Consider the following 20,683-nt stretch of genomic DNA (forward strand, 5'->3'; position numbering starts at 1 on the left):
TTTAAAATGAGACATTAACACCCAGCGCGAAAGTACGGGTGGTAGGATATGCGTTCAGTTCAATACCAGCATCCAGTATACCGCTTCGGTTATTGGTAGAATTGGCATCATCAATAGTACCTCCCGGCAGTTCAGGACTGAAACCGCTGAATTTCTTCAGGGTAAAGAGGTTCTGTGAAGTTGCATACACGCGGAAACTGTTGATACCGATCAGCTTCATCGTTTTTGATGAGAAGGTATACCCCAGCATCAGGTTGTTCAGACGCAGATAAGTACCTGATTCTATGAAGTACGTCGAAGCCGGCGTACTGGCTGTGATCAGGCGTGGATCGGTAGCAGAAGGGCGCTCGGCCGTCCAGCGGTTAGCTGCATAATCCGCCTCGATATTGTCTGCAGGATCAAAACGATACGCCTTTTTACCATTGTAGATCTTATTACCTGCATTTCCATAGAAGTTAGCGCTGAAGTCAAAACCCTTGTAATTCAGTCCCAGGTTAAAACCAAAGAAACACTTCGGCTGGAAAGAGCCGGCATATATTTTATCGCCATCATCAATATCACCATCTCCGTCTACATCCTCATATTTCAGATCACCAGGAGCTGCGCCCGGCTGAATAACTTTACCGGCAGCGCTTTTATAGTTATCAATCTCCTCCTGGGTCTGGAATACGCCCAGTGATTTTCTGACGAAGAAGCTACCTACAGGTTGACCATTGTCGGTGCGTGTAACAAAACTTTGCTGTCCTACGTTACCACCCAGCAGCGCCTGTCCGCCATTCAGTCCTGTCAGCTCATTTTTATTAAAGGTGATGTTACCACCGATGTTATAGCTCAGGTCATCGGTGATATCGTCTTTCCAGTTCAGTGAAAACTCCCAGCCTTTATTCTGGAAAGAGGCAGCATTGGTGATGTAGGAATTATCCTGGTCGCCGAGAATGGCCGGAGCATTAACTATCACCAGCGCGTCAGTCGTTTTTTTGCTATAATAATCAACCTCACCACTTAACCTGTTTTTCAGCAATGCAAATTCAAAACCTATGTCATACTGTGTGGTGGTTTCCCATTTCAGGAACGGATCTTTCACTTCCTTCAAGGCTCCGCCTATATTCACATTACCATTGAATATATAGGGTGCATCCACGCTAGTTACAGCGATATAGGCATTTGTAGGAATGTTATCATTACCCAGGCGTCCCCAGCTACCGCGTAGTTTCAGGAAATCGAAAATACCTTTCTCTTTCAGGAAGCCTTCTTCTGACAGTACCCAGCCAAGTCCTACGGTAGGGAAATATCCCCAGCGCTCGCTGAATTTGGAGCTACCATCAGCACGAAGCGATGCAGACAACAGGTAACGACCGTCATAGCCATAGTTCACACGGCCTACGAATGACTGACGTGCATATTTATCACCTACATTGGCAATTGTAGACTGTACGTTCGGATCGCCCAGGTCGAGGTACCACAGGTCTTCAGATTCAGGCACATTGATACGTACGCCTTTCAGGGATGTACTATAGAAGCCTTCTGTTACAGAACCTGCCAGTAAAGTGAGGGAGTGTTTATCGAATGTCTTATCAAACGTAACGGTATTATCCCATACCCATCCCTGAGAGCGGTATTCTTCACCGGTCAGGCGGCTGGTCTGGTTTTGCTGATTACCACCTGCTACCAGAAAAGTATTGTTATCATTCAGGAACCTGTAGGCGTAGATGCGATCATTCCCAAATTCGAGGTCGGCATTAAAACCAGAACGGAATTTCAGCGATGATACCGGGGAATATTCCAGGGCTACATTTCCCTGCAGGCGGCTTTCCTGACGTCGGTCATTTCTTTTATCCAGCGACAGCAATGGATTTCCTACGTTGGCCCAACCGGAGGTATTACCATACAGACCGTTTTCATACGCTTTGATAATGGGGGCGGCCCTGTATACGTTACGATAGGTATCCCGCAGTTCCACATCCTGCGCAGTAGCACGGGAGTAAGAGATCATTGTTGAAAAACGAAGCTGGTCGGTAATATGAAGATCGTTATTTGCTCTGAAGGTAAAACGATTGAAATTATTGGTCTGTACGATACCATCTTCCTGGATGTAACCAGCGCTCAGATAGTAAGTGTTTTTTTCTGAACCACCGGATACAGACACGTTATGGTTCATTTGAAAAGCCTTCCTGAGTATATGATCGTACCAGTTGGTAGTACCGTTATACACATATGGATTATTGAGCGGATCTTTACCGGGAGCAGCGGCTGTAAGATAGGAGATGTACTGATCACGGCTGGCCATTTTCACCAGGTTAGTCGCCTCTCTGAAACCTACATTCGCATCATACCTTACCTGTGGGGCACCGGATTTTCCTTTACGGGTGGTGATGATAATAACACCGTTCGCCGCACGTACACCATAGATAGCAGCAGATGCATCTTTCAATACATCCATGGTCAGGATATCGGCGGTAGCGATGTTACGGATATCATCTGTCAGTACACCGTCTACAACATAGAGTGGGTTAGCGCCTGCCAGTACGGAACCGGTACCACGCACCCTGATCTGAGGTTGGGCATTTGGCTGTCCGGAGGAAATAACCTGTACCCCGGCTATGCGGCCCTGTGCAGCCTGGGTGGCAGTTTGCACCGGCTGGGTAAGCAGATCTTCCCCTTTCACGGACGCAATAGAACCTGTCAGGTCTTTCTTACGCTGTGTACCATAACCTACTACTACCACCTGTTCGAGCTGGCTTTCGGATGACTGTAAGATAACGTTTACAGGGCCAGGGCCGGCTTTGACTTCCTGAGAAATATATCCGAGATAAGAAAACGCCAGCGTATCTTTTCCTGCTGGCAAAGTGAGTGTGAATGCGCCGTCCGGCCCGGAGGTAGTACCTGCGGAGGTGCCTTTTACGCGGATAGTTACACCAATAAGGCCGACACCATTTTTGTCCTTTACAGTCCCCCTGACTGGTCCCTCCTGATCTGCAGTATTGCTGGGAACAATAACTCCCCCTTGCGCCGGTGTTTGCTGTGCTGAAGCAGTCAATACTGCAGACAGTGACAGCAACAGCAATACACCTGCTGTTTTTGTACCATTAATTCTCATAACGATTGATTTTGCTTGGGTGTGATGAATCTTTCAATGCTGACTGTTCGTAGTTTAGTTCGGTGGTTAAATAATTACAAAGGTGGTACGGGTAAACGGACAAACAACCGCTGTACAGTATATCCAGTGATACTGAGGGTTATTACAGCAACTCAAATGACAAGTGGTGATAAAGCAGCTAGATCAGACAAAAAGGTCTGATGTAAAATAGCAAGTTCCGTTTATATAACAAAATGGGGAAATAAAAGTTAAGGGGAGATATACAGGCTCAGCTACCTACCAGGCGTTCATGCATAGCTTTCACGATGGCGCCGGAACGGGAGTTGACATCGAGTTTGCGATAGATATTCATAATGTGAGAACGTACAGTACCTACACTGATATGGCAATGTTCTGCTATTTTCTTATAGGTGTCTCCGTTCACAAGACAATCCAGCACCTCTAGTTCACGAGGAGACAAGCCGTAGCGTTGTTCCTGTACGGCGGTACTTTTACGGTTAAAGAAGGCGAGCACTTTTTGTACTGCCAGCGTATTAGTTTGCATAGCTGCTTCATATACCTGTGAAAAGACATTGGTCAGAGAAGCAGGAGAATCTGTAGAGACATTACGTGGATGAACATTGGTGATCGAAAGGTCATTGCCTTGTAATGAGCATAGAAGGATATTCATTTCCGGGTAAGCTGCTTTCAATATACTGGCAGCTTCGGTTGGCTTTAAACCCGGTATATCCATATCCATAAAGATGACATTGCTTATATCTTTAGCCAGTTGCTGCACAAGTTGGTTGGCTTCGGCCTGCCCTTCCGTCTCTAAAGCACCATCCTCATCAGTCTGTCCTACGTTGTTAGGCCTCACATTTTTCATAATGTTACTTTTGGGTTTGAGTGTATTGCGAAACCTTAATTCCGATGACTGTAAGTGCTGGTGATTCTTTTGCTGGTATGGTCGTTGGTTCTACTTCAGGCTGGATCTAATGGTTTCACATACGGAAACAAATTTGATACAAATACCGCCAGTAGTCAATCGGATAAGTATATGATTTTTCAATAAATACTAATAAGCAAATTATACAATATTATAAATATCCCGAAACGGAGCACAGGATATTCTACTTGTGAAGAGCTTGACATAGGTGTAACGTGGAACTTTTATAATAGCAATTTACAGGTAAATAATGAAAAAAGTGCAGGGGATTGCCGGCGAGGTAAATTTGCGGGTAAGAGCAACTAAAATCTGAAGAAAAGCTGAATCTGGTCTTAACAACCGGTTAACCCCGAATGCCGAAGATAAGTCCTAGCTTTGAAATCAATAACCCCATTTAGTACTGATTATCAAAACGTTTTATTTGTTGCGGAGATCGATATTCTTGCCATTTTTGAATCCGCAACGGTTGACATGTGAATGTTCAGTGCCCTTACACACCAGTTGGTAAGGGCCTTTTTTGTGTACCAACAGTATTCCCATATATATCCAGCATTCAATTGATCCGGTACTTTCAGCTACCAGAAGTGATTGCTATGTGGCTTGTTGGGCCTGGGGACCATAGACCATGAATGGTTGAATAAAATTGTGACGCAGAAGCTGGCGGGCGGTAGTACCAGTGTCCATAGTATAGGCAGGTGCTGCCTCGTTTTACACGTCCTTCCAGGCGATTGTTCTGTTATTGCGCAAGTGGTAGCAGCGTTCCGGCCAGCAGAAGAAGTAAGCCGCCATCAGTGCGGCTTTTCCACTTTTTAACCGCCGGCTTTCGCATGACAACGGCGTTCAGGAACCCAGGTCAGGGCGAGAACAATTGTTTGTCTGATCAGGGTTTATGTTTTACACTATTGCTTCACCAATAGGGCATCAAAAGGGCACTTCAATATCGGGGGGATATTGAGGTGCCCTTTTGGTGAACTACTGACGCTCCGATGGAATAAAAGGAGAACCCTGAATGAATGCATACTAATAATATGATTATAGCTGCCGTAACAACTGTTGGGCGGGGTGGTTTCGGAAGATTGAGCATCGCGTCAAGAGGCGGAGGTTATTCCTTGTGGATGATCCGGGGCGCGGGTGAAGTAAGTGTTGCAACAGGGAAATACCCTGTAACTAAGGGCAGGGATGATGGTAGGAGGATGATACCTGATATTTCAGGATGCAGATGCAGTAAGTGTGACAACAGGGAACTGCCTGTTAGCCGTAGGTTTCAACTATTATGGGAGGATCCTACCATGCGATGCAGGATATAAGTGCAGCGGGGGGTAGCATAAGGGATACCCCTGTAATTACAACCTGTAACCAGGCGGATCAGTATAACCATAGTACTATACTGACTGCGGGGGACAGTACTACTATAACAGCAATAAACGGGCGGGCGCAGACTATTCCTGGTGCATCCAGGCAATCTGTTGCTACCATGAGTTTTCACCAGTTACAATCAGCATGTTCATTTGTCAGATGGCGACCCCTGCCGGCTGCATCCAATGGGCACTGATACTGCCTGTTTGTCTGTCCCGCTGGGGTATGCGCCCGGTATGCAGATGGATATAATGGTCACAGATGCCGGCTATATAGTGCAGGTTGATCATAAACTTTCTTCTTACAGGCAGGAAATGATCTGCAGGTAGCCGTGACCAGACACTTTCCGGAGGTTCTTCAGTTGTTACATGTGTATGGAGCAGATGAAGAATACAACCGTCTGTACGGATTTCTACGAACTGTAATTCCTGAATGGGGATACGGATGCGTTGCCCTTTTGAGAGCACGTAAAAAGCAGCTTGGTGTTTCATTTCGATGCAAGGGATTATGACTGATTTAAGTTATTGATAGTATAGAACATAGTTATAAAACCGGCAGGTAACTGAATAGAAACCTGCGTACAGAAGCTTATGAAATCTAAACCGTCTTATGAGAAAAGTAGTCTGAAAAATTTCTTTTAGATATAGGCTGGAAAGGTAATGAGGATTCTGCCAGCAAGAGTTAATCCGCTGTTAACACAAAAGTTAATACGGAGTTAACTGCGGAGTATTCAACTCCGCAGCAAATCCGTACAGGCAAGGGAAATCCCCTGCAGAATACAATTAATAGCAGGTGGAAAATGGGTTAAGGCACAAGCATTGATATATCCATAAACATCCCATGGAGTGCAACCATGGCAAGTGTCAGGTTTTTAACAAACCGGATATTAAATCCTCCTTTTTCCGAGTAATAGTAACTTTCCTTATAACGATCATAAGCTATTGGTGCGCCCAGCTCTTTCATCATCTTAAGAAATTCAAATAGTGTTCTTTCGGAAATGCGCAATCTTTTAGCAAGATGGGCGGGTTTCCCGGTGCCTTTGATCCTGATTAGGTAGTCAATGGTCTGCAGTCTTTCAAAATAACGTTTAGGCATGCTGGCATAGTGGGGGTTTACAATGAAAAGAAATAATAATAACAAGTAGTTCTCTGGTCCTTATCCGTGTGGGCTGTCTCCGGACTTATGTTGTGAGTAGCCATAGTGTATGTGTCTTTTTTGTATCAAATACTGGAATGCTATAATAATAATCTGATAGTTGCAAAGGCATCTTCATTAGGCGTCATTCGATCCGGATCAGACAAACAGGGCTCACCGTTACCGGCGGTCTTAATTGTAATTTTCATAAACTATATATTTTGAGGGTATGTGATCTAACTCAACTCCCACAAGGATAGCCTCTATGCAAGCTAAAGAAAGCTACTGCTATTTTGTTGCAGGGCTGCTGGTTTTTGCTGCTGTTATTTCTACAGCAAGAATAAACTCCCCCGGTTGAAACCTGGGGAGTATTCATCAAAAACCAACCATTAAAAGTCTTATCTGCCGCGGTTTTCGACTGCACATATCCACAACCGGGTAATATCTTGCTTACAATATATTTATCCAATGTAGCTGTAACCTTCAACCGTGATGAAAACTCTCAGGTAGATACCTGAGGGCTATATCCATGGCTGACAAATAGTGGTATATCCTTATAATTTCTCTGCTGCATCACTACGGTTGTAATACTACAATTCAGGTTGCAGAAATTAGTTAATAAGATGTTAACGGAAGAAAATTGTCCGACTCATCGGTTATAAGCCAATGTGTATGAAAGCATTATAATACCTAATAGGTACAACGTTTTAGCACAAAAACAGAGAGGCGTTAACGTATTGTTAAGCGAATAAAGAGGGGGATAATGTTATAACAAGTGCGAAAGGATCTGCTGTACAACCCCGGCAGCATCGTCATTGTAATGATGACCACCCGGTAATACCAACTGCCTGTAATTGTTAATGGTCAGCCACTTACTATCAAAATCTTTCTCCTCCTGACCAAATATCAATAATAATGGTTTACCCGTTATACGGTTCATCGCCGCCGGCACATTCATACTACCCGGTGTAGATGTCTTACCCAGCATATCCGATATATGCACTACCATATCTGTACTCGAAGAAGGCGACATGAAAACAAGATGCTGTACCTGCGATTGTAACCCCGCAGGCAAACTGTTATAAATAAATGGCAGCACATCCGCTCCCATGGAATAGCCGATCAATATGAAATTGTGATTGTTCCATTGTGTACCATAATACTGTATCAACGCAGCAACATCTGCCGCCGACTGCTGAGGCGTCTTCTTTGTCCAGAAATACTTCAGTGCATTCAGACCAATAACAGGATAACCCTTCGTGGCTAACGTATTTACCATATCTGCTGAAAACTTCTTCATCCCGCCATCCCCACTGATATACAATACAACCGGATGGCCGGTAGTGCCTCCGGCGGGCGCTTTTACAGTAACGGGTAACTTACTGATATCACGCTGTTGTGCAGTAACAGACGCTGACACTATCAACAATATAAAAAGCGCAAAGTTTCGTACTAACATATCTATCAATTAAAAGTCAGGAATCAGGAACTATATACTTTACTGCAAGCGCTGCATAGTAGTACATAACAATCTCGCCAAAGGATAACTACACCTGCTGAACATTCTGTCTCTATAACAAGGACGATCCTTCTAACACCATTCCTGATTCCTGATCACTAATTATACTCAGGCTCTCATCACTTTGCTTAATGCTCCCGGCAATTGAATCAGGTCAAAATCATGCTCATACACCAGGTACTTGTTAGCCCATTCTGTTGCATACTTCTCCTTGAACTCACGCAGTCCGTGGTAATGACGGAAGGCCTTTATCTTTTCATAGGCAAACTTCACTACCTGTTCTGCCGTATTCTGAGGTTCCTGTATACCCGACATAGGTACCAGTCCCAGGTTCAGGTATTGCAATCCCTTATCCTTAGCGTCCTGTATCAAAGCAATAATCAGCGCATCCATGCATCCGCCCGGGGCATCGGTACGTTTACGAATCAGGTCATAAGTGCATTCTCCCGGTGCATAATCAGGAATGATGTTAAGGAAAGCCGCAATCTTTCCAGTCGGATCTGTTACTGTGATAACGTCCTGCTCACGGATGTCTTCTGTATCAAACAGTCCCTGTGAGAAAGTCATCTCTTTCACTTCATACTGTGCCAGCCACTCATCAGACACTTCCTTCAATTCCTGTACCAACGCAATCGGCAAAGGCGCTGTATGTATCGTTGTTGTATAACCTTTGGCGGAAAGACTATTCAATCCATTCCGTAATGATTTTTTATCTTTTCCGCTCAATGTAAACGCTGTTACATCCACGATTCCTTCTTGCCCTATCAGCAAACGCTTCTTACGCAGATGCTCAAAATAGTACATGCTCTGTTCATCCACCCTGTAAAAGGCAGGTCTTAATCCCATTGTACGACATTGTTTTTCAAATGCTTGTAACAAAGGTAATTTCACATCTTCTGCACATACCGGCTCTTCCAGTACGATAGCAAAACTGCTCGCAATACGGTAAGCAATAAAGCCCTGGTATTCATCTGAAACGAAAAGCAGTTTATCATCTCCTACTTTGAAATGATCCATCGATGAGCTACCGTACTGACTCAGATAATAATGCGCCTTTTCCACTGCGGCATTACTATGTTTGCCTGCCGGCAAATAAGGGCGGATAACCGTATAAAACAGGAATGTCCAGGCTCCTACACCCAATACCCGGATGGCACTGAGAAATTCTTTCCCGAATCGTGTCACCGGCCGCAGGCCATCGTCTTCCAGTAATAGAAAACCATGGAACGACGCCCGCAATGACCGCAACCAGGTAAATTCCATTCCGAAATGCCGTGCATTGAGAAAATAAAAGCCGATTGTACCAAATATCAGTACTACAATAAAAGTTCCTATTGCGGTAACTACACCTATATTCACGAGTTGCCGGTTGCTTCTTACCCTGTACTGGCTGGCGGTGATGATAAGTGTAATAGCGGTGAGCATTGCAAGCGAGGCCTCTTCATAATCCAAGGCTTTGCTAATATGTCCCACTACTGATAATAATGATACAGATAACGCTACTATCCATGCACTCCGTAATCCGCGGAATAAGAACGTAGCGGTCACCAGTAGTACCAACCCCAGAAAGACCACCAGCAAATTGGATGCATGAATACTCTCTACCGGAATATATCCGCGCAGCATTTTAAGACGTCCGCCCAGAGGTGGTGTCAGTACTGAAAATATATTGACCATCCCCAGCAGAAAAATCAATACCGGCGGTAATAATCGTAATAACAGATGACGTCCTTTCAGTATGAAAGCAAATACACCGGCTACCAATGGCAGCCAAAATTCAAATAACCGGTATAATAAGGTTATTTCCAGGGCCTGAAGGGAAGAGAAACCATAATTGGTCAGCAGGTATGCAAGCGACAATTCTATAGCCCCTAAACCACGTAGAAAAGGGGACACTATCAGGAAAATAGTGGCCACTATATACCCTACGCAGGCGGCTTCTAAAGAAGGGGAAGCGCCGGTAGCCAGCATACTGATATACAGGTGTGCAATGCCTACCACTTCGATACCCGCTGATACCAGAATTGTATTAACGAAAGAAGTTTTGTCCAGGTTAAATGCGAAGATCTCATCCACATGCCTTACAGCGCCGGGTATATATTTCGCCAGCAAATGATACGCTGCTCCCCGGTATTGTATAGACCGTACCAGCCATACTACAACGGCAAGCAGTCCCAGGATGGTGATAAGTCCGCCAACAGCTTCTGCCATCGACTCATCATGCAATATGGCATAGCCAACTACGGGAATACCTACCAGAAACACAGAAAAGATGCCTGTAAACCCATAAATTCCTGAGCCCTGATGTACCTGTTGCTTATTGAGATTCCCCCGGCGCATGCTCTGTGGAAGATATGCCAGTGAACTTACCCCACCCGCCGGCAGAAAGATACTGAGCAGGTTTCTTTTAAGAAAAAGTTCAGTTCCCCTGTTTAATTCCAGGTCTGCCCCTACTGACCGGAAACTGTATTTATACATCAATGCCTGTAACAGTATATAGCCGCCTGTCAGCAGCACCCCGATAATTACCCACATCCTGTCTGCTCTCTCGATAGCCGGTCCCAGCGAATACAACTCATGCCGTTGCTGACGAAAGAAGTAAATAGCCAGCAGTATAAATAATACCGCCAGCAGCTCCTTCCAATGCAGCTTTCTGATAATCTTGCCTACATTCAATCCGTCTTTCAACGCCATACATTACAGGTTATAGTTTAGTGATAATGCTTGAAAGCATTACAACAAAGCTACGCGTAAGTTAAACGGCAAAACCAGCAGCAAAGCGACTTTAAGCAGATTTTAAGGAAGCTGAAAATTAAGAATCTGCGACTAAGATGCAAGAGAAGCGCAGGTAAACAAAAAGGGCGTTCCCATACCAGGAACGCCCTTTTATATTTTAATGTACATTAGATACTCCTTAAAAAAGAATTAAAATTCTATTCGCTGCAAACGCGGATACGCTGTCACATTTGCATACCTGATGCGTCATAGTTAATTTCTGCTTGACTTATCGGACAAGGTTTGCGGCCGCAACCTGTTCACCATTGTAGCTGTTCTGCTTCCTCTTCCTCTTGTGTCAAAGGCTTTGAACTTCAGTGTGCCATTATCGGTTACAGGACCGGTATATACCTTGCTCTTACTGTTAGGCTCTTTACCATCAGTAGTATATCGGATGGTAAATCCTGGCAACTGGATATTTGCGCTGATTGCACCATTGCTGAGCTTCAGACCTGGCGTAGGAATACGGTAGTTGTAACCACCATTGTAGTGATCCAGTCTTACCAGTTCTTTCTTGCCGACTACGTTTACAAATGTATTCCATGCTTTGGCATACAGTTCTTCACTACGAGCACTGTCTTTCTCTGTTGCCCATTCGGGATTCTTAGCCCATGCACGCTCTGCCAGACCAAATAATTTGGGTAGTATCATATACTCCATACGGTCAGACGTCTTAACAGTCTCACTCCATAACAAACCCTGTACGCCGGCAATGTTAGCTGCTCCATAAGCAGTAAGTTTGTCTTTACCCTGGAATATGGAAGGGTTCAGTGGATTGCCTAGTGCATCAACTTTAGAGTTTTTGTAATAGTTTTCAGGGATGAAGTAGAAAGGCTTATCTATATCCACAAATCCGCCCCAGTAAAAACCTGGCTCTTCAAAGCTCTTCATGTAAGCCATATCAAAATACATATTGCTCACGCCGGATAATACCACTTTATAATTAGCATTCGCAAGTCTGTATGCCAGATCTTCTGCACCGCCGCCCATTACATTATTCCATACATCGACCATGAAACCATTATTGCTGAACTCAGGATTAGGAATGTTATGCGGTTTACCATCAACAGTGGTTTTGCGCATACCCATCTCTTCCCAACCGTATTGCTTCAGGCCGCGGGCTTTAAGCAGATCGTATACTTTGCCATAGTAGTAGTACCACAGGTCATCTGTATTTTTGATAGCAGCTTCTTTCTGCATCAGTGCCTGCACAACGGGAGATTTCTGCCATACACCGGCAGGTACTTCATCACCGCCCATATGCACGTACTCCAGCGGAGCGCCTGCTTCTTTGTAGTAAGCCTGTAATTGCTCCAGCACTTTGTCAAGGAAGGTATATACAGATGGCAGGGCCACGTTCATGACGTTATCATTCCAGTTTTGTACAGAGTGATATTCAGATTTATCTTCCAGGTCAGACAGCAGGTATTGAGTAGCTTCTGCAGTTTTGCCCTGTGCCTGTAACTTTGCATATCGTGCTTCCATTGCTTTAACAGCTGCACGTGCATGGCCTGGCGTCTCAATTTCCGGAATCACCGTAATGTGACGATCAGTGGCATAACGCAGTATCTCCAGGAAGTCCTGCTTATTGAAGAATCCACTGCCTGCTGCATCTGTTACATCAGGTCCTGAGCCATATGATGGCAGCAGAAATTCTTTTTCATCCACACCATGTCCACGGCGTGCGCCTACCTGGGTTAATTCCGGTAAGGCTGGTATTTCCAGTCTCCAGCCTTCATCGTCTGTAAGGTGGAAATGGAAAACATTCAGCTTGTACAGAGACATTACTTCAAGCAGGCGTAGTACATCCTGTTTGCTATGAAAGTTTCGGGATACATCCAGCATAAACGCGCGATAGCCGTAGCGTGGTGCATCTTTAATCTGCATAGCAGGTATCTGGATAGACTTTTGTTTACCTGCCCAGGATGTTGCAGGCATCAGACTTTTCAAGGTCTGGATACCATAAAATATACCTGCACCATCTGCAGCTTTGATAGTGATACCAGTAGATGTTACTGTCAGGTGGTAGGCTTCCGGTGCCAGGCTGGGATCTTCTTCCAGCGCAATACCGTTGCCTGCAGCTATTGCAGGTGGCGTACCGAACAAGGTGGTGAGCTCACCGGAAAGGTAAGCGGCCTCTTTCGCAAAAGCGGGAGCCGCATTGATATGTAAACCGGCCTGCAAGGCATAGGCGCCTGTACCGGGGATGACCTCCTGCGGAGTGGGGAATACGGGCGGCAGCTGATCAGCAGGAATGTCTTTGATGTTTTTATTCTGGTCAAATACGTCTGCCGGAGAAATCAGGGCAGTCTTATCACCCGGGAAGCGGAGGTACTGTTTAGGCTGGGTAGATGGCCTTACTTCCAGGGGATTGAGTTTGTAGCCTTTTGCAGGCTCTTTATCCCATACAAAATATAGTCCGTCCGGCGCATCGGTGAAGTTCACAGCCCAGGCGTCTGCTACGATTTCTATACGCAGAGAATCACCCGGGGCAATACCTTTTGCATCAGCTACCGGAGACAACTTATACAGGTCGCCATTAATATGTGCTGCCGATACGCCACCTTTAACAGGACCTGGTTTGATAGACCTGACGAAGTTAAAATACAGCTGCCAGCCCTGAGCAGGGAAAGGCACTTTACTGTTATTGACCAATGTAAACGCAGACAGGAACTGCGCTTTACCCTGGTGATTGTTCTCTACCACTTCCCACGAAACTTTAATCCTGGAGGCGTCAAAAGGCGCCTGTGCACGCACCGGTGCTACTGCTCCTGCGAGCAGTCCCGTTGCTAATAATAATTGGCGAAAATGCATAAGCTGAACGTAGTTAATCTTTGTAAGATAAGGCGATACCCTTTGAAAACAAACGGATACCGGGTAAGTTTTTCCGCAGTTTACGTTTTTTATCTGGATGGCACAGTTATTACAAGGAGATAGTTATCTACTCATTTAAAATTGATTCATTATGAACACCGATTACACGCAATGGGGTGATCTGATCTGGGATAAGCTGCACCGTTGGACGACCGCTACTATCAAAATGATGCCTAATATGGCAGTTGCCGTATTGGTAATCGTTGCCTTTTATCTGCTGGCCAGGCTTATCCGGATGCTGACGTACAAATTTGTACTGAAGATCTCACATACGCCTGCACTCAGTGGATTGTTTGCGAACCTGATATCCGTGATTGTTACATTAATCGGATTGTTTGTTGCGCTGGATGTGCTGAAACTGGAAAAGGCGGTTTCCTCTTTGCTGGCAGGCGCTGGTATCATTGGTCTTGCATTAGGTTTCGCCTTTCAGGATCTTACCTCCAATTTCATTTCAGGTATATTCATCACTTTCAAGCGTCCGTTTGAAATTGGTCACCAGATTGAGACAAACGGCTTCTCCGGCAATGTGGAAGAGATACAGTTAAGGGCTACCCGCCTGCGCACCCTGGACGGCCTTCACGTAATCATCCCTAACAAGGATATATTCCAGAAGCCTATTATTAATCATTCACTTACACCGGAACGCCGGGCAGAGATTACCTTCAATGCGGCAGCTGCCAACGAAAATACATTGGGTATCAAGCAACTGATAAGAGAGGCCCTTAAAGAAGTGGATAACCTTTCCACTACCCACGAGCCGGACGTATATTTTACCAACATCGACGGTGCAAACCTTAAAGTAACAGTCTCCTGCTGGATCATCAACCAGGACATCCGGACTTTTGAAAGCACAAAAAATGAGATCATTATGAAAATAACTGCCGTGCTAAAGGACAGTAAGCTGATCTGATTTTCCTATCTTAGCCCCTAATTAAAGGGAGCTTATATATGAAAGGATTTATTGCTTTTACGCTGGTCAGCCTGGCTTTTATTACCTGTTTGGGATACTTTTTTCCCTGGGCATGGTGGTTATTGGTGCTGGTAGCGCCATTGGTAATCCTCGGTTTCGTGGATATCACCCAGAAAAGACATGCAATTATGCGTAACTACCCAATTGTGGGTCGTCTTCGCTATTTTATGGAAGATATCCGTCCGAAGATCTATCAGTACTTCGTGGAAAGCGACATTGACGGTAGTCCGATCAATCGTGTAGACCGTTCTACTATCTATCAGCGCGCCAAAAGGGAGTTAAACTCCCAACCATTTGGTACCCAGTTTAATGTGTACGCCGAAGGGTATGAATGGATGGCGCACTCCATCCAGCCCAGGTCATTTGAAAAGATGAACAAGGACCCGCGCGTACTGATTGGCGGTAGTGACTGTAAGCAGCCCTATTCTGCCAGTATCCTTAACGTGTCTGCCATGAGTTATGGCTCACTCAGCTCCAATGCTGTAGAGGCCCTGAATGGCGGCGCAAGACTGGGTAACTTCGCTCATAATACCGGAGAAGGTGGCATCAGCGGTCATCATCTTAATCAGGGAGGAGATATCATCTGGCAAATCGGTACCGGCTATTTCGGTTGCCGTACTGCGGAAGGAAATTTTGACGAGCAGCTATTCTCCGAGAAATGTGCTACTCCACAGATCAGAATGATTGAGCTGAAAATATCCCAGGGTGCAAAACCGGGCCACGGAGGTATCCTCCCTGCCTCTAAAAATACCCCTGAGATTGCAGCTATCCGCCATGTAACGCCGCATACAACCGTAGCTTCTCCTCCATATCATACCGCATTCGGATCACCCAGGCAGATGATGCAGTTCATCTCCCGTATGCGCCAGCTGAGTGGAGGAAAACCTGTAGGTTTTAAACTCTGTATCGGACAAAAACGCGAGTTCCATGCTATCTGTAAAGCAATGCTGGAAACTGGCTGTTACCCTGATTTTATCACCGTAGACGGTGGTGAAGGCGGTACAGGCGCTGCACCTCCTGAATTTTCCAATTCTGTAGGTATGCCACTTATGGATGCACTGGCCTTCGTACACGATACACTTACCGGCTATAACATCCGGGTTAAGATAAAAGTGATCGCTTCCGGTAAGATACTAACCGGTTTCCACATCCTGCGGGCATTAGCACTAGGCGCAGACGCCTGTAACAGCGCCCGCGCTATGATGATGGCCCTGGGATGTATACAGGCGCTCGTATGTAACACTAACCGCTGCCCTACAGGTGTAGCTACCCAGGACAAATGGCTGATGGCCGGTCTCGTCGTAGATGACAAAAAACACCGCGTAGCCAACTACCACCAGGATACGATAGAAAGCGCTATCGAACTGGCTGCTGCCGCTGGCCTGGAAACACCTCACCACGTAACACGCGGCCATATCTCCCGTCGTGTGTTTATGAACCAGGTGAAGAGTTTCGAGGAGATATACCCGAGCGTAACAGCTGGTTCCCTGCTGACCAGTGAAGAACTGGCTAAGATCAATATCGATAACTGGAACTAAATAACTTAGAAACCAGGAGTCGGGCATCCGGAATTAAATCCCAGGAATTGAATCCTTCGCTGTTTCAATTCTTCATTCCGGATGCCTGATTCCTGATTTTTTTTCCTACATTCAGTTTATCGACCAAAACCTATTGCTCATCCATGAATGCCCGCTTGCTGATATTCAGCCTTTACCTGCTGCTCCACCTATGCACGACGCCACAGTTATCCGCACAGGAGCGCCTAGCAACTGACAGTATCCTAACACTTTATGCAGACACCACTGCCGCTGCTTCCTCTTATTTCCTGGTAAAATTCAATGTATTCCCTGGTGATGCGCTTCTATCGAAGCATGGACTGATACGCTCTCTGAGCAGACAGCACCACATCCTTCGACATGCCACATTCGATAGCCTGGAACAAAAGAAAGTCATAGCAGTATTTGATGCCAATAATAACTGGAAATGCAGCGATGCGCTGGTCAAAGAAGCTGCCGCAGTACCCGATTACGACAGTATCTGGCTGCAGGTATCTTACTCACAAGATATCAGCCGGCTAAAGTACTGCCGTCCATTCAGTGTCGCGTCAGACTATCCCGTAGCATTGGCGGTTGTTAAGAAAAAAGACTGGACGCTGTTTACAGCACAGGAAAATATGCGCTTTGCTGAGCGGCTACGTACTCCGCAAACGGAGGTAACTATCAGCAATGCCTTACCCTCCATTGATTTTATTAACGCCCTGCACCAGCAATACCCTAATTTACAAGGGGAACGTCATATCATAGGAATAAAAGAAGAATTGTTCGATACTACCGATATTGACCTGCTGGGAAAATATTATCCCTCTCCCCTTGCGGCCACTACCCTGAATCCACATGCCACGACAATGGCAACTATCATTGCCGGACATGGCAATTCCGGCCCCCGGGGCAAAGGTGTAGCAGTTAAAGCCAGACTTAGTTCATCAGATTATATGCGGCTGCTACCAGATGATAACAGCTACTTCAAAAATGCAGGTATCAGCCTGCAAAACCACTCATACGGTACCAGCATCGAAAACCACTATGGCGCAGAAGCCGCGGCTTACGACCAGCAGGTGTTGGCACTGGATACCCTGCTTCATGTCTTCTCTTCAGGTAATGTGGGCAATACCGCTCCTGCCACCGGTATATATGCTGGCATCGGTGGGTATGCCACGCTGACCGGCACTTTCAAACAGGCCAAGAATGTACTTGTTGCCGGTGGTATTGATACCAACTACCTCATTCCGTTGCTCAGCAGCAAGGGGCCTGCCTATGATGGCCGCATTATGCCGCAGGTAGTCGCTTTCGGACAAGCAGGTACCTCTGACGCCGCGGCTACCACTACAGGCATTGCAGCCCTGGTACAGGAAGCATTTCAACAAACCTATGGCCGTACACCAGCTGCTGCCATGACCAAAGCCATCCTGATCAATAGTGCAGATGATACCGGTATACCCGGGCCTGACTACCGCAGCGGCTTCGGTATAGTGAATGCACTGTCGGCAGTACAGACCGTCAAAGATAAAAGAGTATTCAGTGGAGAACTTGCCGGAGGGAATCAGATCACCTTTCCTGTCACCGTCCCTCCTAATACTGCCCTGCTGAAAGTCACCCTTTGCTGGACCGACCCAGCAGCACCTGAACTGGCAGCAAAAGCACTTATAAATGACCTGGACCTCTCTGTTGCTGAAGCAGCAGGACAAAAGATTTATTACCCCTGGATACTGAGCAGTTATCCACACCGGGATTCTTTAGGCGCAGCGGCTACCACTGGCCGGGACAGCCTGAATAACACTGAGCAGGTTACCATCACAGCGCCGGCAGCTGTTACTACCCTGATACGGGTGGATGCCGGCAGACTGAAACCTGGAAATGTACAACGCTTCTCACTAGCCTACCAGGCAGTACCCCGCTCATCCTTTGAATGGCAATACCCTGTAGCAGGAGAACAACTCAGTGCAGAAAAGAACATCGCTATCCGCTGGCACACTATTCACAGCGGCAACGGCGACCTTGCTTTCAGTGCCGACAGCGGCGCTACCTGGACAACTATCGCCAGCAACGTCCCGCTATCATTAGGTACCAGCAGATGGAATATTCCTGCTGTGTTCAGCAAAGGCCTGCTGCGTATAACAACGGCAGACACCAGCTGGACAAGCGGCTACTTCCATATCTCCGCGCCTGTGGCCATCAATGTCGGATTTAACTGCCCGGACACCCTACAGCTATACTGGCCAAAAGTCAACAATGCCACCGCCTATGAGATACTGACCATAACCGGGCAGACGCTTTCACCTATCACAAGCACACCAGATACTTCAATACTCATCGCAAAAACAAAACTCACTGCCCCCTTTATTACCGTACACCCTGTACATATTGAAGGCTGGACCGGCACACAAAGCAATACTTACAATTATGAGCAGCAGGGCATTGGCTGTTTCTTCAAACAAGTACTTGCCGACGTGATGGAGGATAACAGCGTGGATATCTACGTATCTCTCAGCACCTTAATCAGGCTTAAAGCCATCTCATGGGAGCGCCTGCAGGGCAATGAATTTGTTACACTGGAAACACAGCCAATTACAACGGCTGACAGCTATATCTACAAAGACCAGCCTACCCGTTCCGGTATCTACCAGTACCGCGTCAGACTGGAACTTACCGACGGCCGGATGATCTATTCAGATATACAGACGGTGCAGGTACTCATCAACCAGGACTTTCATATTTTCCCGGTACCGGCAGGACAGGAAATCACACTGCTCAGCAAACAATTCGGAGACTTCCGGGTCCGTATTACAGATATGACGGGCCGTACCCTGTTTGCCGCGCCACTGAACAGCATACGGCAAACCTACCCGCTAAAAGGAATAGCGCCCGGCGTATACCTTTTTGTGATATACGAGGGCGCTAAAAAGATATTCGTAAAACGCTTTATTAAAGCCGGCGATTAAACTATTGGATCTTTACTACAAACATATTGCTACTTACATCTCCTGGCCGTAAACCTGTAAGATTAATCACACAGTCCTTCCCCTGCTGTTGCCAGGTGAGTGGCTTACTGTACCCCAGGATAGTTGCTTTAGCCTGTTTGGCAGGTGTAAAGTTCTTAATGCGCAATTGCGGCTGATAGCCTGTAGAGATACAGTACAGCGTATTCTCTTTCCTGGTGAAGAACATTTCAATATGCGCATACTCTTTTGAAGGCTTACTCATCTTTTCGACATTATAGTCTGACATATAACTGGCTTCCTTCACTGGCGGACGGTTACCAGCACTCCACTGGCGGGTTTCTTTCCAGGGTGTGGTATTGTAAATCGCCTCGCCATTGACCTCCAGCCAGTCCCCAATATCCACCAGGCGTTGCTGCATAATTACTGGTATTCTGCCATCAGCAGTGGGGCCGATGTCCAGTAGCAGGTTGCCCCCACGGGATACAATATCCACCAGTAGTAATACCAGGTCGTTGCTCGGCTTATAGTCGTTTACAGTTTCCATTCTGTTATAACCATAAGAACTGCCAATACCCTGACTTTCCTCCCATACTACGCCCGGTTGCATACCGCTGCCATATTCAGAGGTCAGGTAGGTAGCACCATTGTTATGCCCCCTGGTGTTACTACCCCAGCGATCATCTACCGCAACTTCATCTTTAACCGGCGACTCGTTGTACAGCCAGGCCAGGAGTTCCGTACTATGCCAGGCAGTATCTGACTGCTCCCATTCTCCGTCGGAGAAGATCACAGATGGTTTATAACGCGTCACCAGGTCTTTGAACTGTGGCATCATGACGTTCCTGACATAACTGGCTTTATCTTTCTTCCATAGGGGGTTAAACCATTCATACAGCGAATAGTAATATCCCATTTTCAGACCCGCCTTTCTTACTTCTGTAGTCAGGTCTCCCAGCAGGTCTCTTTTCGGCGTACCGGTTACCGCATTCCAGGGCCGGCCCCATACAGAATCTGCCTGTTTATTATCCCACAGGCAATACCCTTCGTGATGTTTGGAGGTCAGCACTACATATTTAGCGCCGGAACGTTTGAATACATCCGCCCACTGTGCAGGGTCAAATAGTTCTGCCTTAAACTGTGATTCAAACTGCTGATAAGGGAAATCTTTACCGTAATTTTTATCATGAAAGGCCTTTACCTTCTTATGCGTGTCGTTATTTGTACCATCCAGCTGATACCAATACCATTCGGAGTAACCGCCGGGACCTACTACTGCAAAAGAAGGTACCGCGTATACCCCCCAGTGTATAAATATGCCAAACTTCGCCTGGTTAAACCAGGCAGGTATTCCCCTTTTATTCAGGGAGGCCCAGTCGGCAGTATATTGCTGGGCAGCCAATGGAGCACAGCCGAACAGGAATGCGGCTGCATAGAGAATGAGTTTTTTCATAACCGTAGTTGATAGTACGAGACCGTGATTAATAAACTGTAACTAAATATAGATTTCCCGGGCAGTAATTCCTAATAGCATCTGC

General features: G+C 46.2%; 11 protein-coding genes. 3 read left to right on the forward strand and 8 right to left on the reverse strand.

Translation table 11 applies throughout. The features are described 5' to 3' along the window. Position 1: 1 nt before the first annotated feature. The 7 genes from K1Y79_RS08700 to K1Y79_RS08730 all read right to left on the reverse strand — a co-directional run bounded on the left by K1Y79_RS08700 (position 2) and on the right by K1Y79_RS08730 (position 13,620). Positions 2-3,097, reverse strand: a complete 3,096-nt coding sequence (locus tag K1Y79_RS08700) for a SusC/RagA family TonB-linked outer membrane protein (RefSeq protein ID WP_220249586.1) — start codon at positions 3,095-3,097, stop codon at positions 2-4. A 268-nt stretch (positions 3,098-3,365) separates the two neighbouring features. After that, the gene (locus K1Y79_RS08705; RefSeq protein WP_220249587.1) at positions 3,366-3,962 is read right to left on the reverse strand and encodes a response regulator transcription factor; all 597 of its coding nucleotides are present in this window, start codon (positions 3,960-3,962) and stop codon (positions 3,366-3,368) included. A gap of 1,571 nt (positions 3,963-5,533) precedes the next feature. Beyond that, complete coding sequence (locus tag K1Y79_RS08710; RefSeq protein WP_220249588.1) at positions 5,534-5,869, reverse strand: LytTR family transcriptional regulator DNA-binding domain-containing protein; 336 nt, start codon at positions 5,867-5,869, stop codon at positions 5,534-5,536. A gap of 313 nt (positions 5,870-6,182) precedes the next feature. Then, on the reverse strand, positions 6,183-6,473 hold the full coding sequence (locus K1Y79_RS08715) for a hypothetical protein (protein WP_220249589.1): 291 nt from the start codon (positions 6,471-6,473) through the stop codon (positions 6,183-6,185). Between the two features lie 805 nt (positions 6,474-7,278). Continuing rightward, complete coding sequence (locus tag K1Y79_RS08720; RefSeq protein WP_220249590.1) at positions 7,279-7,971, reverse strand: virulence factor; 693 nt, start codon at positions 7,969-7,971, stop codon at positions 7,279-7,281. Between the two features lie 168 nt (positions 7,972-8,139). Further along, entirely contained in the window at positions 8,140-10,725 is a 2,586-nt protein-coding gene (locus K1Y79_RS08725; RefSeq protein WP_220249591.1) for a phosphatidylglycerol lysyltransferase domain-containing protein, read from the reverse strand. A gap of 294 nt (positions 10,726-11,019) precedes the next feature. Continuing rightward, positions 11,020-13,620: a family 20 glycosylhydrolase gene (locus tag K1Y79_RS08730; protein WP_220249592.1), complete on the reverse strand. Its 2,601-nt coding sequence runs from the start codon at positions 13,618-13,620 to the stop codon at positions 11,020-11,022. A gap of 151 nt (positions 13,621-13,771) precedes the next feature. Between K1Y79_RS08730 and K1Y79_RS08735 the strand changes: the two genes are divergently transcribed. The 3 genes from K1Y79_RS08735 to K1Y79_RS08745 all read left to right on the forward strand — a co-directional run bounded on the left by K1Y79_RS08735 (position 13,772) and on the right by K1Y79_RS08745 (position 19,148). Then, positions 13,772-14,590: a mechanosensitive ion channel family protein gene (locus K1Y79_RS08735; protein WP_220249593.1), complete on the forward strand. Its 819-nt coding sequence runs from the start codon at positions 13,772-13,774 to the stop codon at positions 14,588-14,590. A 38-nt stretch (positions 14,591-14,628) separates the two neighbouring features. Beyond that, the gene (locus K1Y79_RS08740) at positions 14,629-16,188 is read left to right on the forward strand and encodes an FMN-binding glutamate synthase family protein (RefSeq protein WP_220249594.1); all 1,560 of its coding nucleotides are present in this window, start codon (positions 14,629-14,631) and stop codon (positions 16,186-16,188) included. Between the two features lie 143 nt (positions 16,189-16,331). Then, entirely contained in the window at positions 16,332-19,148 is a 2,817-nt protein-coding gene (locus tag K1Y79_RS08745) for a S8 family peptidase (protein WP_220249595.1), read from the forward strand. Between the two features lies 1 nt (position 19,149). Here the strand turns inward: K1Y79_RS08745 and K1Y79_RS08750 are convergent, their stop codons facing one another. Beyond that, the gene (locus tag K1Y79_RS08750) at positions 19,150-20,598 is read right to left on the reverse strand and encodes an alpha-L-fucosidase (RefSeq protein ID WP_220249596.1); all 1,449 of its coding nucleotides are present in this window, start codon (positions 20,596-20,598) and stop codon (positions 19,150-19,152) included. Positions 20,599-20,683 lie beyond the last annotated feature (85 nt).

The organism is Chitinophaga rhizophila (genome assembly GCF_019492185.1).
GTDB lineage: Bacteria > Bacteroidota > Bacteroidia > Chitinophagales > Chitinophagaceae > Chitinophaga > Chitinophaga rhizophila.

What these genes read in the sequence shown, in the direction of transcription:
- K1Y79_RS08710 (WP_220249588.1), bottom strand. Translation starts at nt 5,869, where the DNA reads ATGAAACACCAAGCTGCTTTTTACGTGCTCTCAAAAGGGCAACGCATC.
- K1Y79_RS08700 (WP_220249586.1), bottom strand. Translation starts at nt 3,097, where the DNA reads ATGAGAATTAATGGTACAAAAACAGCAGGTGTATTGCTGTTGCTGTCA.
- K1Y79_RS08725 (WP_220249591.1), bottom strand. Translation starts at nt 10,725, where the DNA reads ATGGCGTTGAAAGACGGATTGAATGTAGGCAAGATTATCAGAAAGCTG.
- K1Y79_RS08735 (WP_220249593.1), top strand. Translation starts at nt 13,772, where the DNA reads ATGAACACCGATTACACGCAATGGGGTGATCTGATCTGGGATAAGCTG.
- K1Y79_RS08720 (WP_220249590.1), bottom strand. Translation starts at nt 7,971, where the DNA reads ATGTTAGTACGAAACTTTGCGCTTTTTATATTGTTGATAGTGTCAGCG.
- K1Y79_RS08730 (WP_220249592.1), bottom strand. Translation starts at nt 13,620, where the DNA reads ATGCATTTTCGCCAATTATTATTAGCAACGGGACTGCTCGCAGGAGCA.
- K1Y79_RS08745 (WP_220249595.1), top strand. Translation starts at nt 16,332, where the DNA reads ATGAATGCCCGCTTGCTGATATTCAGCCTTTACCTGCTGCTCCACCTA.
- K1Y79_RS08740 (WP_220249594.1), top strand. Translation starts at nt 14,629, where the DNA reads ATGAAAGGATTTATTGCTTTTACGCTGGTCAGCCTGGCTTTTATTACC.
- K1Y79_RS08750 (WP_220249596.1), bottom strand. Translation starts at nt 20,598, where the DNA reads ATGAAAAAACTCATTCTCTATGCAGCCGCATTCCTGTTCGGCTGTGCT.
- K1Y79_RS08705 (WP_220249587.1), bottom strand. Translation starts at nt 3,962, where the DNA reads ATGAAAAATGTGAGGCCTAACAACGTAGGACAGACTGATGAGGATGGT.
- K1Y79_RS08715 (WP_220249589.1), bottom strand. Translation starts at nt 6,473, where the DNA reads ATGCCTAAACGTTATTTTGAAAGACTGCAGACCATTGACTACCTAATC.